General features: G+C 64.5%; 10 protein-coding genes. 6 read left to right on the forward strand and 4 right to left on the reverse strand.

The window, feature by feature from the left end; all coding sequences use genetic code 11:
• Window positions 1-426 precede the first annotated feature (426 nt).
• Window positions 427-2061 carry a thermosome subunit beta gene (thsB, locus tag ACQUQR_RS13105; protein WP_435196985.1) on the reverse strand — a complete coding sequence of 545 codons (1635 nt, stop codon included), beginning with the start codon at window positions 2059-2061 and terminating at the stop codon, window positions 427-429.
• Between the two features lie 557 nt (window positions 2062-2618).
• Between thsB and ACQUQR_RS13110 the strand changes: the two genes are divergently transcribed.
• On the forward strand, window positions 2619-3221 hold the full coding sequence (locus tag ACQUQR_RS13110; RefSeq protein WP_435196932.1) for a hypothetical protein: 603 nt from the start codon (window positions 2619-2621) through the stop codon (window positions 3219-3221).
• Window positions 3222-3392: 171 nt separating this feature from the next.
• Here ACQUQR_RS13110 and ACQUQR_RS13115 read toward each other — a convergent pair whose 3' ends face one another.
• From ACQUQR_RS13115 to ACQUQR_RS13125, 3 genes are all read right to left on the reverse strand, one after another.
• Window positions 3393-7490: a DNA-directed DNA polymerase II large subunit gene (locus ACQUQR_RS13115; protein ID WP_435196933.1), complete on the reverse strand. Its 4098-nt coding sequence runs from the start codon at window positions 7488-7490 to the stop codon at window positions 3393-3395.
• Window positions 7491-7913 carry a PPC domain-containing DNA-binding protein gene (locus ACQUQR_RS13120; protein WP_435196934.1) on the reverse strand — a complete coding sequence of 141 codons (423 nt, stop codon included), beginning with the start codon at window positions 7911-7913 and terminating at the stop codon, window positions 7491-7493.
• A 363-nt stretch (window positions 7914-8276) separates the two neighbouring features.
• Window positions 8277-9980 (reverse strand): Cdc6/Cdc18 family protein, encoded by a 1704-nt coding sequence (locus ACQUQR_RS13125; RefSeq protein ID WP_435196935.1) that lies wholly within the window; start codon window positions 9978-9980, stop codon window positions 8277-8279.
• 1489 nt (window positions 9981-11469) lie between these two features.
• Between ACQUQR_RS13125 and ACQUQR_RS13130 the strand changes: the two genes are divergently transcribed.
• From ACQUQR_RS13130 to ACQUQR_RS13150, 5 genes are all read left to right on the forward strand, one after another.
• Entirely contained in the window at window positions 11470-12111 is a 642-nt protein-coding gene (locus ACQUQR_RS13130; RefSeq protein WP_435196936.1) for an Era-like GTP-binding protein, read from the forward strand.
• Window positions 12112-12115: 4 nt separating this feature from the next.
• A complete protein-coding gene (locus ACQUQR_RS13135; RefSeq protein WP_435196937.1) occupies window positions 12116-12505 on the forward strand; it encodes a DUF2073 domain-containing protein in 390 nt (129 codons plus the stop codon).
• Window positions 12505-13329, forward strand: a complete 825-nt coding sequence (locus ACQUQR_RS13140) for an OapC/ArvC family zinc-ribbon domain-containing protein (RefSeq protein ID WP_435196939.1) — start codon at window positions 12505-12507, stop codon at window positions 13327-13329. The genes ACQUQR_RS13135 and ACQUQR_RS13140 overlap by 1 nt, the downstream gene beginning before the upstream one ends.
• A 347-nt stretch (window positions 13330-13676) precedes the next feature.
• The gene (locus tag ACQUQR_RS13145; RefSeq protein WP_435196986.1) at window positions 13677-13763 is read left to right on the forward strand and encodes a hypothetical protein; all 87 of its coding nucleotides are present in this window, start codon (window positions 13677-13679) and stop codon (window positions 13761-13763) included.
• Window position 13764: 1 nt separating this feature from the next.
• Complete coding sequence (locus ACQUQR_RS13150; RefSeq protein ID WP_435196940.1) at window positions 13765-14544, forward strand: DUF7089 family protein; 780 nt, start codon at window positions 13765-13767, stop codon at window positions 14542-14544.
• Window positions 14545-14546 lie beyond the last annotated feature (2 nt).

Raw genomic sequence — 14546 nt, forward strand, 5'->3', positions numbered from 1 at the left:
TGAGCTCGCGTGTACGCCGCGAGCCGCACCTCACCATCCCGCCGGCATCGGCTCCCCCCGGAAACGATTGACGGGGCTATATCCGTCCATCTCCAATGGAGGACGTGGCCGTCGGCGACGCCCGCCCACGTGGGCCGGCGACACCGCTCACCATCCGGGCGAGATACGCGCATCCGACGACAGCCCGGCCTGCCATCCAAGGGGGAACGCAGGGAGCGCGGCCACACCAGCCACTCGGTTCGTCCGTCGACGAACCGGTTGTCAGCCCCACCACCAGGCCGACGGACCCCATGCCGTCGGCACTGACGACACCTGCCAGTCACCGGCGACCTGCCAGTCACCGACGATACCCCGGACTGTCCCGTCCGACGCTGTCTGTTCTCGTATCCGCGAAAGAAACTGAGAGGGGGAGTTCTCCGACCGAGGTTACATCATGCCGCCCATGCCGCCGCCCATGCCGCCCATGCCGCCGGCCGGCGGGCCGCCTGCCTCGTCGTCGTCGCCGCCGGTCGAGAGGTCACCGGCCGCGATGATGTCGTCGATCTTGAGGACGAGGTTCGCCGCCTCGGTGGCGGACGCGAGCGCCTGCTCCTTGGCGTGGGCCGGCTCGACGACGCCGGCGTCGAACGTGTCGACCACGTCGCCCGTGAAGACGTTCAGGCCCGCGCGGACCTGGCCGTCCTCGTGGGCGGCGCGGAGTTCGACGAGCGTGTCGATGGCGTCGAGCCCGGAGTTCTCGGCGAGGACGCGCGGGACGACCTCCAGCGAGTCCGCGAACGCCTCGACCGCGAGCTGCTCGCGGCCGGAGACGGAGTCAGCGTAGTCGCGGACGCGACGGGCGAGCTCCACCTCGACGGCACCGCCGCCGGGGAGGACGCGACCGTCGCCGACGGTGGTGGCGACGACGTCGAGGGCGTCACCCACACCGCGCTCGAGCTCGTCGACGACGTGCTTCGTCGACCCACGGAGCAGGAGCGTCACGCCGTGGGCGTCGTCGCCCTCGACGTAGAACAGCTCGTCGTCCTCCGAGCGGGAGATGGTGGCCGTGCCGAGCGCCTCGGGGTCGATGTCGTCGAGGTCCGAGACGATGGAGGCACCGGCGACCTCACGCAGGAACTTGATGTCGGACTTCTTCACGCGGCGGACGGCGAGGATGCCCTCCTTCGCGAGGAAGTGCTGCGCCATGTCGTCGATGCCCTTCTGGCAGAAGACGACGTCCGCGCCGGAGGCCTTGATGGCCTCGACCTTCTCGCGGAGCTGCTCCTCCTCGCTGTCGAGGAACTGCTGGAGCTGATCGGGAGAAGAGAGCTGGAGTTCCGCGTCGACATCGGTCTCCTCGATCTCGATCGGCTCGTCGACGAGGAGGACGGAGGCGTCCTCGAGGTCCGTCGGCATGTCGGGGTGGACGGGGTCCTTGTCGATGACGGCGCCGTTGAGCAGCTCGGACTCGCCCGCGGAGCGGCCGGTCTGCGTCTCGACCTTGACGAAGTCGAGGTCGACGACGTTGGAGCCGTCGTCCGCCTCGACCGTGACGGCCTTGACCGCGTCGACGATGAGCTCCGCGAGCAGGTCCTTGTTGAGCTCCGCGCCCTTGCCCGTCATCGAGGTCTCGGCGACCTTCTTCAGCAGCTCGTAGTCGTCGGGGTCGACGTTCTCCGCGATGTCGTCGACCTCCTCGCGGGCCTTCTCGCTCGCGAGGTGGAAGCCCTTGATGACCGCCGTCGGGTGGATGTCCTGCTCGAGGAGGTCCTCGGCGTTCTTGAGGAGTTCACCGGCGAGCGCGACCGCGGTGGTCGTGCCGTCGCCAGCCTCGTCCTCCTGCGTCTCCGCGACCTCGACGATCATCGAGGCCGTCGGGTTGTCGATGTCCATCTCCTGGAGGATGGTGACGCCGTCGTTCGTGATGGTGACGTCGCCCATCGAGGAGACGAGCATCTTGTCCATCCCTTTCGGGCCGAGTGTCGAGCGTACCGCCTCAGCGACCGCACGGGCCGCCGAGATGTTGTGCGACTGTGCGTCGCGGTCCTTCATCCGCTGGGAGTCCTCCCCGAGGATGATCATCGGCTGCCCCTGCATTCGAGCGTTTCGCTGACTCATGATTCACGCATTGATTGAATGTGATTCTATATAAAATCTGTGCACCAGATGGCAACACGTGGTGTGCTATAGCACCACACAGACCCCCGAAACCGAGAGACATAGCTACGGTCTGACGATCGCCGACAGAATGGCGACGTAGCGACAGAATCGGTTGTTTATATACAAGTCCACAGCGGGAACGCAGGCACAAAAAGTGGGGAGTTAGTTTTTGATGACTGCTACGTACGCCATCGCCCCGGCTAATAGTGAGCCGAGAACAGCGATGACATTACCTCCCAGGCCAATCGAGATCGGAAGGTCTCCAGTCACGACAACCCACGTCACCATCAGAAGGAGTGTCGTGAGTATCGCGATCACCAGCGCCGCTTGCCTAAGCACAGTACCACACCTCAGTTTTGTTCGATGCTATCTTCGGATGCATCACCTGATGGTGTTGGTCGGTAGATACTTTGAGCAGGCGCTGAAAGGGGGTTTCAGTGAATGGAAACGCTGATTCAGTGAATGTGCATCAGCGTTACGTGAACGCTGAGCGTGGCGACGAGGGGATTCCAGACTATTTTAAGTCTCGATTAAACAACGACGTACGCAATGATTTGCTCCAAGAAGCCGTTTTTCGGGAGTTGTGGTATAGCGACAGCCCGGTGCACTCACTCGGCTCACTCGAATCTAAATTCGATGAGAGTCGACAGACTGTCGGAAGTCGTCTCAACGAGATGGTCGAACAAGGAGTTCTGGATAAGGGGTCCATTAATAGTGGAGACTATTGGTGGATAGATTTCCCAGAATCTAATCATCCGCTCCCGGCAGATGTCGCAGTACACCCTAAAGAGGATCGAGATGAGATGTCTGTCTCAGATTTCTTTAACCAACTTCATACTCAATTTGGCGTTTTTGCACTCCTCATAACGGTCGCGGGCGGAGCAATCGTCTGGTTTGGAGCACTCCAATCAGCAGGGGTTGCGAATGTCCCTCTACCAGTAGCAGACGTATTGAGCGTTGGGCTACTGACTTTGTTCGCATCCTACCTGTTCCTACTGTTTGCAGTCGTAGTCTGGGTTGTCCAGAAAGCGTTTCTACCCGAAGGGGAAACGGTGTCTTTCCGGCGAATGCTCACAAAATGATGGTTGGTTAAGATACGCAGAACGAGCAATTGGCGGGATGTCCGAGCGAGCGCGCGCCTGCGCGCTCGCGAGGTTCCCTCGGCGCGAGCGGTACGAGCGCCGAGCTTTTTTGGTGGAGATTTTTGCGGCGAGCGGTTCGCGCGAAGCGCGAACCCGAACCGCAAAAAGGTCCTACATGAAATCCGCGATCCCGCTCTGTTTGTTCTTGTCGTTCTCGAACACGCTCTCCAGTGATTTGTTCAGCACCTCCAGCCGTTGCTTGGTGTAGGTCCGGCAGCCGAACTCCTCTGCGACCTCCGTCGCGATCTCCATGTACTTGTTGACGGAGCCGTGGTGGACGGTCAGATTGACGCGGCCGCCACACTCCCGGCAGTCGCCGGTCAGCGGCATCCGTCTGAACTTCTCGCCGCAGTCGAGACACCGGGTTTCCTGTCTGGAGAACGCCCGGAGGTTGCCGATCAGATCGGGGAGAAAGTGGCCCTCGATGATGCGCTCGGCAACGTCGGTCTCGTCGACGGCGCGGAGCTTCCGGGCGAGCGCGAGCTGGCCGTCCATCTTGTCGGTCATACTTCCTAAGGTTTTGTACGCCGAGAGGTCCGGCCCGAGCGCGATGTCGGTGGTGTCGTGGGTGTGGAAGAAGCCGGTGTACTCCGCGTCCGTTCCGAGGGTTTCCTCCGCGATCTTGATCTCCACGTCTTCGGGGTCGGCCATCTCGCGGGTGGCCTCGTAGAACTCGCGAGGGTACTCCCGGACGATGTCCATGTTGTGCGCCTCGTCGTCGATCTCGGAGGGGTCGATGCGCGAGGACATCACCAGAGGAGCGTCCATCCGACCGCCACGCTGGTTCGGCAGGTACTCCTTCGAGAAGTTGAGCAGACCGTCCATGAGGAGCATGACGCAGTCCTCGTCGCCGTCACACTGGGCGCTGTGGATGCCGTTCGCGACGAGCGTGTGCGACTCCTCGACCGTGAGACAGTAGGTGTGTTCGGTGTCGCTGGGAACGATTTCGACCGACGCCACGGTGTCGACCGCGTGCCCACCGTCCGCGACGGCCGCGATTGCGTCCCTCGATAGCTCCTCCGGCGACTGCTCGGGGACCGACAGTTCGTCCCCGGTTTCGAGTTCGCTGGCTTCCGTTTTCTCGATGCCATCGTCCCATCGACAGACCCGGTGGTCGGGCGTGACCGTCAGTTCCCGTCCGCCCTCGGTTTCGAGTCGAACCACGTGGTCCGGTGCGGGGTGTTTCGAGACGGCTTCGACTCGCTTCAGCGTCTCCTCTCCATCGTCGGTCACCGACGGCACGAACACGTCTCCATCGAGTTCCTGCACGAGCGTCCCGAAGTCGTCCGTCTCGGGGGCAGTCAGGCGCGGTTCCACGAGCGACTCGATGGCGTCGTAGTGCCACTCGTCGTGCTCGTCGCGGAACCAGATCTTCGTCTCCGGGTGGAAGCAGTTCCGACGTTTCGCCGCGTGGAAGTACGGATGTGCGTACCCCACGGCCGCGCTGGTGAAGCCGATGACCCGGCCGACGACGGCAGCGGAGGTGTGGGGCGCCATCCCGAAGACGAGTTCGCCCACGAGGTCTTCTCTATCTTCCATCTCGTAGAACGGCTCCATGTCGTAGTACTGGACGAGCAGATCGTCGACGAAGCTCGCGGTCTTCAGCATGTGTTCGGCCGCGCCGTCGGAGAGGACGATGTCCTGAACCTTGAGCTCGACCAGCTGGTCGTCGTGCTGGAGGGGTTCGCCGTCGATGTCCGTCTCGTAGCCGAGTTCGCGGAGCTGGCCCACCGTGATGTCGAGTTCGCTGGCCCGGACGGCGGTGACGGGGAGGTCCGTCATGTCGTAGCGGACGGTGCCGTCCTTGAACGAGGAGACCCCGTTCTTCGCGCGGAGGATGCCCTTCTCGAGGGGTTCCGGCGTCTTGTGCGTCGAGGTGAGCCCCTTCACACCTTTCAGCATCTCGAAGGCGGTGGGCCGTTCCTTCACGTTCGCCATCGCCTGTTCGAGTTCCCCGTTCAGGTCGATGGTTCGAGTCTCGACGGTGGTCGCCTCGCGTTCACACCGGGGGCAGACGGCGCGGCCGGCCTCGTCCGGTTCCACCTCGGTGTCGCAGTCGTAGCACTTGTAGTGGGGTTCCGTCCGCCCCCCACAGTCGGGACAGACGGGCTTGTGGGTGTGCTCGCCGCAGTCGGTACACTCGCGGCGGCCGATCTGGACCTCGATCTGGCCGTACTCCCCGACGTTCTCGCTGTGTTTCGCCGCGGCGCTCACGTCGCGCTGGCTCCCCCCGGCCTCGCCGATGGGGAACAGCGTGTGGACGGCCGGGGAGAGGTCCCGGCTCTCGGATTTCTCGGGGCGGCCCATCCGCGCGCCGATGCGGGTCGGGGCGCGCTCCTGTACCTCGAAGGGGGCCACCTCGTTGACGGCCTTCACCGCGTTCGCGCCGCCCTCCCAGCGTTTCGCCTCGTCGGAGAGGGTCTCCCAAGTGCGCTCCAAATCAGCGGTGAAGCCGAGCGACCGGACGAACGGGAGGGCGTCGGGGACCGTGACCGTCTCCGCGCCCTGTGAGTGCTGGACGAGGATGACTTCGAGGGCGTCACAGACCGCTTCCGTCCGGGGGAGGACGAGCGTCCGGTCCGTGCGGGAGGCAGGCATCTCCATCGCGGCCCCGTCGGCCTCCGCGAACTCGCCCGCCTCGACGGCGTCGGCGAGCGTCTCGAACCGTTCGACCGAGAGGTCGTGCCACAGGTAGGTGTACTTCGGGTGGAGGGGGGCGTCGAACGCCTCGGTCCACTGGAGTGCCTGCTCCGCGTCCGGGTCGGTGAGGTCGGTCGAGGGGGAGTCCTCCAGGGCCTGTACGTCAGCGCCGGCGTGCGCGAGGTCCTGGAGCCACCACTCGGGCGTGTAGGACGCGGGGGCAAGCGGGTGGTTGTTCTCGACGAACTCCCCGTAGTTGACGAGATACTCGCCCAGATCGAGGATGGCGTCGATCCCGTTTCTGACCTCCTTGGCCTCCGCGGGGTCGTCGATACGTCGGACGTCCCCGTTCGCCAGCTTCACGGTGGGCCCCTCGATGGAGTCGACGGGGATGACACCTCCCGCCTTCCCGGGGCGCTCGGTCTTGATCTGGGTCCCCGTCGCGAGGAAGTCGTCCACGATGTGCATCGTCGCGGGGTGGACGCCCGCCGTCGCGAAGCCGTGGTTCCGGGCGCGGCCGTAGCGCAGGCGGAACCCACCCGCCTCCGAGGGGTGGCCGAACACCGGCCGGCCGGCGATGAGGTCACGGAGGTACTTGTTCGCGGGCTCGACGCGCGGTGGTCCGGCCGGTTCGGGGGGCGCGTCGTCCGTCGCCGGAGTTTCCCCCTCGCCGTCCGCGTCGGTCTCCTCATCGTCGCCCGCCTCGTCGGCTGTCTCCGTGTCGTCCGTCCCGATGGTGCCGTCGATGAGGTCCTGGAGCCACGGCCAGTCCACCTCGTCGAGCTGGCGGGTGTACCGCTGGATCTTCGGGGCCTTGAGGGCGATCCCCTCGGCCATGACGAGACACATCCCTCCGCGGGCGGAGTTGGTGTCGACGCGCTCCAGATCGCGGAACCCGGAGACCTCCTCGTCGCCCGTGGCTTCCCCGTCCAGCATGATGGGCATGTGCTTCGCGATGAACTTCGTCTCCTTGTCCTTCGGTGAGTACTGCAACCCCGTCTCCTTGTCGTAGAGGGCGACCTCCTCGGCGTAGCGCTCGACCTCGTCGTCTCGGGCCTTGTACTCCTCGATGCCCAGAAGCGAGCGGGCGTAGTCGGCGACGAGCACCGAGAGCGCCTGGGCCGTTCCGCCCGCGGAGCGGATCGGGCCGGCGTAGTAGACGTTCACGAACTCCGTGCCGTCGTCGTTTTCGAGGATCTCGACGCGGTCGATCCCCTCGATGGGCGCGGCGACGACCCCCTCGGTGAGCAGGGCGACCGCGGTCCGGACCGCCCCCTCCACCTTCCCCGCGCGGGTGTCGTACTCGCCGACGGTCCCCTCGACGAAGTCGGTGACGAGTTCGAGGGCGGCCTCCTCACGCGACATCTGATCTTCGAGCTCGCGGACGCGCTCCGCGACTCCCGGAATCCCGAGGATGTTCTCGACCCGGTCGGCCATGTCCTTCGCCACCGGGATCTCGATCTCGGGTTTGGGGTCCTGTCCCCGGGTCTTGGCCTCGCCCGCCACCTCGAACGCCTCGTCTAACCGGGATTCGAGTCGCTCGAAGTACTGTTCGTCTTCCGGGCGCATCTACAACGGCCAGAGATCCAGTTCGGTGGTCTCGTCGTGTGCCCGTTCCAGTTCCGTGTCGAACTCCCGAAGATACAGCTCCCCCGCGAACGTCGTCGCTCGGTTGAGGTGGCCCGCGAGCGCGGTGCCGTCCGCCCGCGAGAGGACGGCGTGGGTGTGGGCGAACCGCTCTCCCTCCAGGTGCGAGACGTTCCCGACACACGCCGCCACCTCCAGCGGTTCCTCGAACGTCTCCGGGAAGTACGTCTTCTCGTCCTGGTCGTAGAAGTAGAGCTCCGCGTCCTGCACCGCACCGAGGCCGAAGAAGAACGCCGCGTCGATCCCCTCATCCGCGGCGAACGCCTCGATCTGCTCGCGCCAGTCCCGGCCGTGGTCGAGTCGCGCGACGAACTCTCGACCTCCGGTGACCTCCCGATAATCCATACCCGAGGAATGAAACCGGAGACCAAAAAGCTACGCCATCGGCGGGGCAGTCTGGCGGGCGGTACCCCGAACAGTACGGGCAACCGAAACCCCCAGAAGCCGACAGCATTTGCCGCACCTCCAGTCGAAATGCGGGGGTTCGTCACACGACGGCGAGTCGAGCTAGTCCGGTGGATGCAGCTAGCTGCGGTCTAGCGAGGGAGACCGGACCCCAGTACGGGACCGTTTCGAGTCGAAGTCAAGGGATCGGGGAGTCGGGGAGACTCCCCGTCAGTCTTCGAGTCAAACCAGTGTGGGGTCGGGGCGACTCGGCGTCAATGGAAGTCGGAACGACTCGCCTCGGTGGAAGTCGGAGAACCGGCGTCAGTTATCGAACCGCGCCTGCACGAACGGCTGGGCCTCCTCCACGTCGCCGAGCCGCGAGTCGGAGAGCAGCACGGCCTCCGTCTCGTCGATGGGAACCGAGAGGGAGATCTCCTTCGTCCGGCCGTAGCGGCCCTTCGAGACGACGACGGCGTTGACGATACCGAGCATGTCGAGTTCGCTGATGAGGTCGGTGACCCGGCGCTGGGTCAGCACGTCGGCGTCGATCTCCGAGCAGAGGCGCTTGTAGATGTTGAACACCTCGCCCGTGTTGATGTTGTGGACGCCGTTCTTCTCCAAGAGGATGGTCGCGAAGAGGACGAGTTTGGACTGGGTGGGGAGCGTGCGGACGACCTCGACGACGCGGTCCAACTCGATCTTCTCCTGGGCCTTCCGGACGTGCGCCTCGAGGACCTCGTCCGTGCGGCCCCGCTCGGCGAGCTCGCCCGCGGTGCGGAGAAGGTCGAGCGCGCGCCGCGCGTCACCGTGTTCCTGTGCAGCGAACGCGGCACACAGCGGGATGACGTCCTCCGAGAGCGCATCCCCCTTGAACGCCACGTCCGAGCGCTGCTGGAGGATGTCTCGCAACTGCGTGGCGTCGTACGGCGGGAAGACGATTTCCTCCTCCCCCAGCGACGATTTCACGCGGGGGTCGAGGAAGTCGGTGAACTTCAGGTCGTTCGAGATACCCATGATGGAGACGCGCGAGTTCTCGAGTTCGGAGTTCATCCGCGAGAGGTTGTAGAGGGTGTCGTCGCCGGACTTCTCGACGAGCTTGTCGATCTCGTCGAGCATGATGACGACGACGCGCTCGTGGTAGTCCACGGCGTCGAAGAAGGTGGAGTAGACGCGGTCGGTCGGCCACCCCGTCATCGGTGCGGGCTCGAAGTTCTCCTTGTCCTCCTGCAGGGAGTCGATGCGCTCTTCGATCTCCTCGGGCGAGGAGAACTCGGTGTCGGTGAGCGTGGCCTCGTGGTTCTGGACGTCCTCGTGGAGCTGTTCGAGGTCGGCGACCGTCTCGTCGATGACGGCCTCGTTCTTCTCGATGAACTTGTTCGCGAGCTGGGCGAGCACCCGGTACTGGGTGTCCGTCACCTCGCAGTTGATGTACTCCACCTCGCAGGGGACCTCGTACTTCTGGGAAGTGGTCTCCAGCTCCTCGGAGACGAACTTCGCGGAAGCGGTCTTCCCGGTCCCCGTCTTCCCGTAGATGAGGATGTTCGAAGGGGTCTCCCCGCGCAGGGCCGTCACGAGGATGGTCGCCATGTTGTTGATCTGCTCCTCGCGGTGGGGGAGCTTGTGCGGGGTGTAGGAGGGTCTGAGCACTTCCTTGTTCTCGAAGATGGGCTCACCCTCGAGCAGGTCGTCGAACAGGCCACGGGAGGCCTCGTCCGGCGCGTCGTCGGTCTCGTCGAGCACCACCTCCTCGAGGTCGATTTCGTCGATGTCCTCGATGCCGGTGGGTTCGTCGGTGAGCGCCGAACCGTCGGGGCCGTCACCGGGGGTCGCGTCGCTGGTGTCGCCGCTGGTGGCCGCCGACGGCTGCCCGCCGGTCGATCCGGATTCCGCTGTCTCCCCGGATACTTCTCGCTCCGATGCCGTCGATGGATCGTCGGACAGTCCGTCCGTGGCGTTCGCCGATGAGTCCGTGGCGTTCGCCGATGAGTCCGTATCCGACCCAGTGTCGTCGTCTGTGTGTTCCATGCGGTGTGACCCCCTTGTTTCGAGTGGAACTAGCGCCCAGGGAGACAGAAGACGACGGAGACGGCCGACAGTGGTCGGTTTGGGCCTCCGTCCCCGGACGACGAGTCCAGTTGATGCAAACGAACCGGTGGTTGAAACGGTATTAAATATTACGATGCTGAGAACATCGCACTTGAGAACATCGTACCTGAGAACATCGCACGGGTGGGCCGACACCGGTAGGGCGACTCGGCCCCGAACGCTGCCGGTCCGAGCGCCGTGGACCCGAAACGGGGGGCGATGATCTGGAAGACGAGGATTCAGGGGGGTGAGAATCCGGGAGACGAAAATCCAAGGAACGAGGAGAGAGCGGTAATCGCGGGAAGCCCCCGTGAACAACCAGTCAAGGAGGCAGCTGCGACGACCAGAGAGGAGGAACCGTCGTTCCGAGCGCGGGGGTCGAGTGGAAACGAAGGGGTCTCGAAGCGGGAATTGCCGTGGGTGCACCACCCACTAGAGGAGAAACGTAGGTACTAGATGAAGCCTAGATGTCCTAGAATATCAACACCCGTACTAGATGTGAAACCCCTGAAATCCCGTATCTCTAGGGTGTTTCGCCGCGCTCGGTCGGGAGTATTGACAGGACGGTGAGACACCCCCACCCCTTCGTTTCGGGTGGAACGAGAACAAAAGGGTGGGGTGGGGGTCGGTCGAGCTCGAGAAGGCTAGATAGAGAGGGAAACAGCTATAACAGATAACGAACAACCAAACCCGTAGTAGGGCTAGCGGGAGTTAGAGGTGGGTCGTGTGGTCTGTTTGCCGTGAAACGGCTGTATTCGTGCGCCTCACGCCTCCTCCCGCCGATCACCCGATTCTTCGACATCCGCCCCGGTCCTACCCTCTCCTCGTGTTCCACTCGAAACAAAGGGGTGGGGGTTCACCGAGTCACCGAATGTTACCTCCCCTCGAGCTCTCACGCCGATTTCACCCTCGGCAGATACTGCTGTAGAGACGCTCTCCCGGCTGGTCGGCTAGCGCGCTCGCGTACGTACCACCTAGAAACTGACGCGACGCCGCATCCACGGTTTCGTGTCGAACGCTAGCACACCATGATTGAGATGGATGGGAATGGATTGAGATGGATGGGAATGAATGGTGTCTCCGTTCGAGAGAATTTCCCCGATCGAGCTGAAGCTCCGGTCGAGTGGAGGGGGGACCTTCGGATGACTCCCGTTTGCTCCCCGACCGTCCTTCCACTAGAGGCGTCGCTCTCTATGTCCACTAGAGCCGTCGGTCTCTGTGTCGTATGCTAACACTTCTACCCCTTCGCTTCCTCTCCAGCTAGCCGTTCGAACCCGTCTCCCCAATCAGGTTCGTTTCCCGTCGAGCGGTCGAAACCGCCCGTCCGGGTGTGCGAACGTGTCTGACACAAGCTTAAGTGACTTCAGGATGGTTGTACGTGCAGAGCGGCCCGGATTTCCACGGGAAACCGAGGCCGATGGAGGACAGGATGGGAATACTCACCGACCTACGATCCAGCATCTCGCGGGTGACCTCGAGCCTGTTTTCGGATAGCGATCCGAAACGCATCGGTATCTACGGCCCCCCGAACGCTGGCAAAACGACCCTCGCCAACCGTATCGCACGCGACTGGACCGGCGACGCCATCGGCCCCGAGAGCCACGTACCCCACGAGACGCGCCGTGCCCGCCGGAAGGAGAACGTCGAGATCAAACGCAACGGCAAGAGCGTCACCATCGACATCGTGGACACGCCCGGCGTCACCACGAAAGTCGACTACAAGGAGTTCCTCGAGCACGACATCGAGGAGGACGACGCCATCCGCCGGTCACGCGAGGCCACGGAGGGTGTCGCCGAGGCGATGCACTGGCTCCGCGAGGACGTCGACGGCGTCATCTACGTGCTCGACTCCTCGACGGACCCGTTCACGCAGGTGAACACGATGCTCATCGGCATCATCGAGTCACAGGACCTCCCCGTGTTGATCCTCGCGAACAAGACGGACCTCGAGGACTCGTCCGTCCAACGCATCAAGAACGCCTTCCCACAGCACGAGACGATCCCGCTTTCGGCACTGGAGGGGGACAACATGGACGAGGTCTACGACAAGATCTCGGAGTACTTCGGGTAACATCATGGCGGAAATCACCCACCCGGACGACGACGACGGTGTCCAGATCGACCTGATCAGCGGCGAGCGGATGAACGGGCTCCGGACGATGGAGAAGATCCGACTCATCCTCGATGGCGTCCACGACGGCAACATCGTCATCCTCGAAGAGGGGCTCGACCCCCAGGAGGAGTCGAAGCTCATCGAGGTGACGATGTCGGAGATCTCCCCTGATGGGTTCTCCGGCATCGAGATCGAGACGTATCCCACGGGCCAGTCGAGCGACGGCGGCCTGCTCGGGAAGCTGATGGGGAAGACGAGCGAGAGCAAGATGACGGTCATCGGCCCCGCGAACCGCATCGAGACGCTGCACAAGGACGAGAACCTCATCAGCACGCTCATCCGCCGGAAGTAATGCCCCACCAGTGTACCACCTGCGGGCACACGTTCGCGGACGGCTCGAAGGAGATGCTCAGCGGTTGTCCGGACTGCGGGGGCAACAAGTTCCAGTTCTCCCCGTCCGGAAGCAGCCTGTCGGAGCCGGCCGACCAGCCGTCGTCGGAACCGACTTCGGAGTCTGCCGCGGACGAGGGCTCCACGAGCGGTCCCGCCCCGGCCGAACGGTCGGCGAGCGAGGACCCGAGCCCTGCCGGCGAGGAACCACCGGAGCCCTCTCGCGCTTCGAACGTCGCCTCGAAGGTCGGCCGCACCGCGACGAAGGTGCGCGACGCACTCTCGAAGGAGCCCGACCCGGCCGCGCCGTGGCCGGACGAGGAACCGGTCTCGTCTGCCCCACCGGAGCCCACGGAAGAGGAGGGCCACGACGCGGACATCATCGACGCCGATGCGCGGCGCGACGACGAGACGGCCGAGGACCTCGCACAGGCGAGCGCGCGCAGCGAGATCGCCAGCGACGAGGAGGTTGCAGCCGGCACGGAGGCGGCCGTCGAGGAGGCGGAAGCCGACTCCTCGTCCGTCGAGGCCGCCGAGACTCCCGCCTCTCCGAGCGAGGGCCGCGTGGCTCAGGAGCCGACGGGCGAGGAGCCCTCGATGGAGGAGCTCCGCAAGCAGCTCAACGACCAGTTCGAGTCCATCAAAATCGTCGAACCGGGCCAGTACGAGCTGAACCTCATGGAGCTGTACGACCGCGAGGAGTACATCATCGCGCTCCAAGAGAACGGTCGGTACGTGATCCAGGTCCCGGAGAACTGGATGGGCGACCGCGAGGACCGGGATTAGTTCTCCCGTTCTCGCTTCGTCCTCCCTGTAACCGCGTTCCAGTTCGTCCTCCCTACTACTACCTTCTACCCACCTCCCTCCGACTGCCTCCGACTGCCTCCCACCCACATCCCTGCGACCACCTCCCAAACCCCTTCGTTTCGTGTGGAACGCTCACACCGGTATCGTGTGACAGCTCCACACCATTCCTCAGGAAATCGTCTTCACATGAAACGATGGTCTCGGTCGTCGACGGGGTCGGCTCACCTCGTCTCGAATCACCGAGCTGTCCGGCTCGTTTCCCCCTCCACCCCGCCGGTGTTCGCCCGAACTGAAGGGTTTAAACGCCCTCCGTCGGAAGGGCGGGTATGAGCGACGCAACGAAATACGTTCTCGGTACGATCGGTGCCTCCGGACTGCTCTCAGTGGCTCTCATCGTCTCGCTGGCGCTGTAGGATGTTCGAGCCACGCGAACTCGCGCCGGAGGTGGCGCGGGTGCGTGACGACTACGCCCCCGGCACGTCCGTCCTCGATTCGGGGGCGGACTTCGAGATCCTCGACCCCGAGCGTGCGGAGAGTCTGGGGCTGCAGGCCGACTCGCTGGCGCCGCGCTCCTACCCGAGCGAGTGGGTGCCGGACGAGGCCCCCAGAGCTCTCCACCGGCTCGCCTCGGGGGCGTTCACCGTCGGCGCGCCGGGCGACGGCGGGGTGACGTGGACTCGCCAGACCGTCCCGCCGACGGTCATCGTGAAGCCCCGGCTGCGGGGCTCTCCCGAGTCGTTCATCGACTTCCTCATCGCGGAGGCGCTCGTCGAGGCCGGCTCGGAGCTCCCGGAGCACTTCCTCGGCTTCTTCGAAGAGTCCTACCACGAACTCGCGGCCGCCACGCCGCTCTCCCCGGCGGACACCTATCAGCTCGCCGCGGCGCTCTACGACGCGTACGTCGGGCTCCACACCCGCGAGGCGTTCTCAGCGTGGGGCGACGAGTATCCCGCCCTCCACGCCGCGTGGGCCGACGCCGGCGAGCGGCTCGGACCGAGACTCTCCGGGCTCGCGAGTGACGTGGCGATGGGACAGACCGGGTTCGCGGATGCCGCGGAGCTCGCGTGTGCGGCGGTGAAACACGGGGTCGACATCCCCGTCCCCTTCGCCGCGCTCGACACCGACGCCTACCGACACCACGGCGCGAGCTACGCGGTCACGTGGGCGGAGAAGACGTTCGAGAAGCTCTCCTGAGT

The organism is Natronomonas sp. EA1 (genome assembly GCF_051195035.1).
GTDB lineage: Archaea > Halobacteriota > Halobacteria > Halobacteriales > Haloarculaceae > JBNTJV01.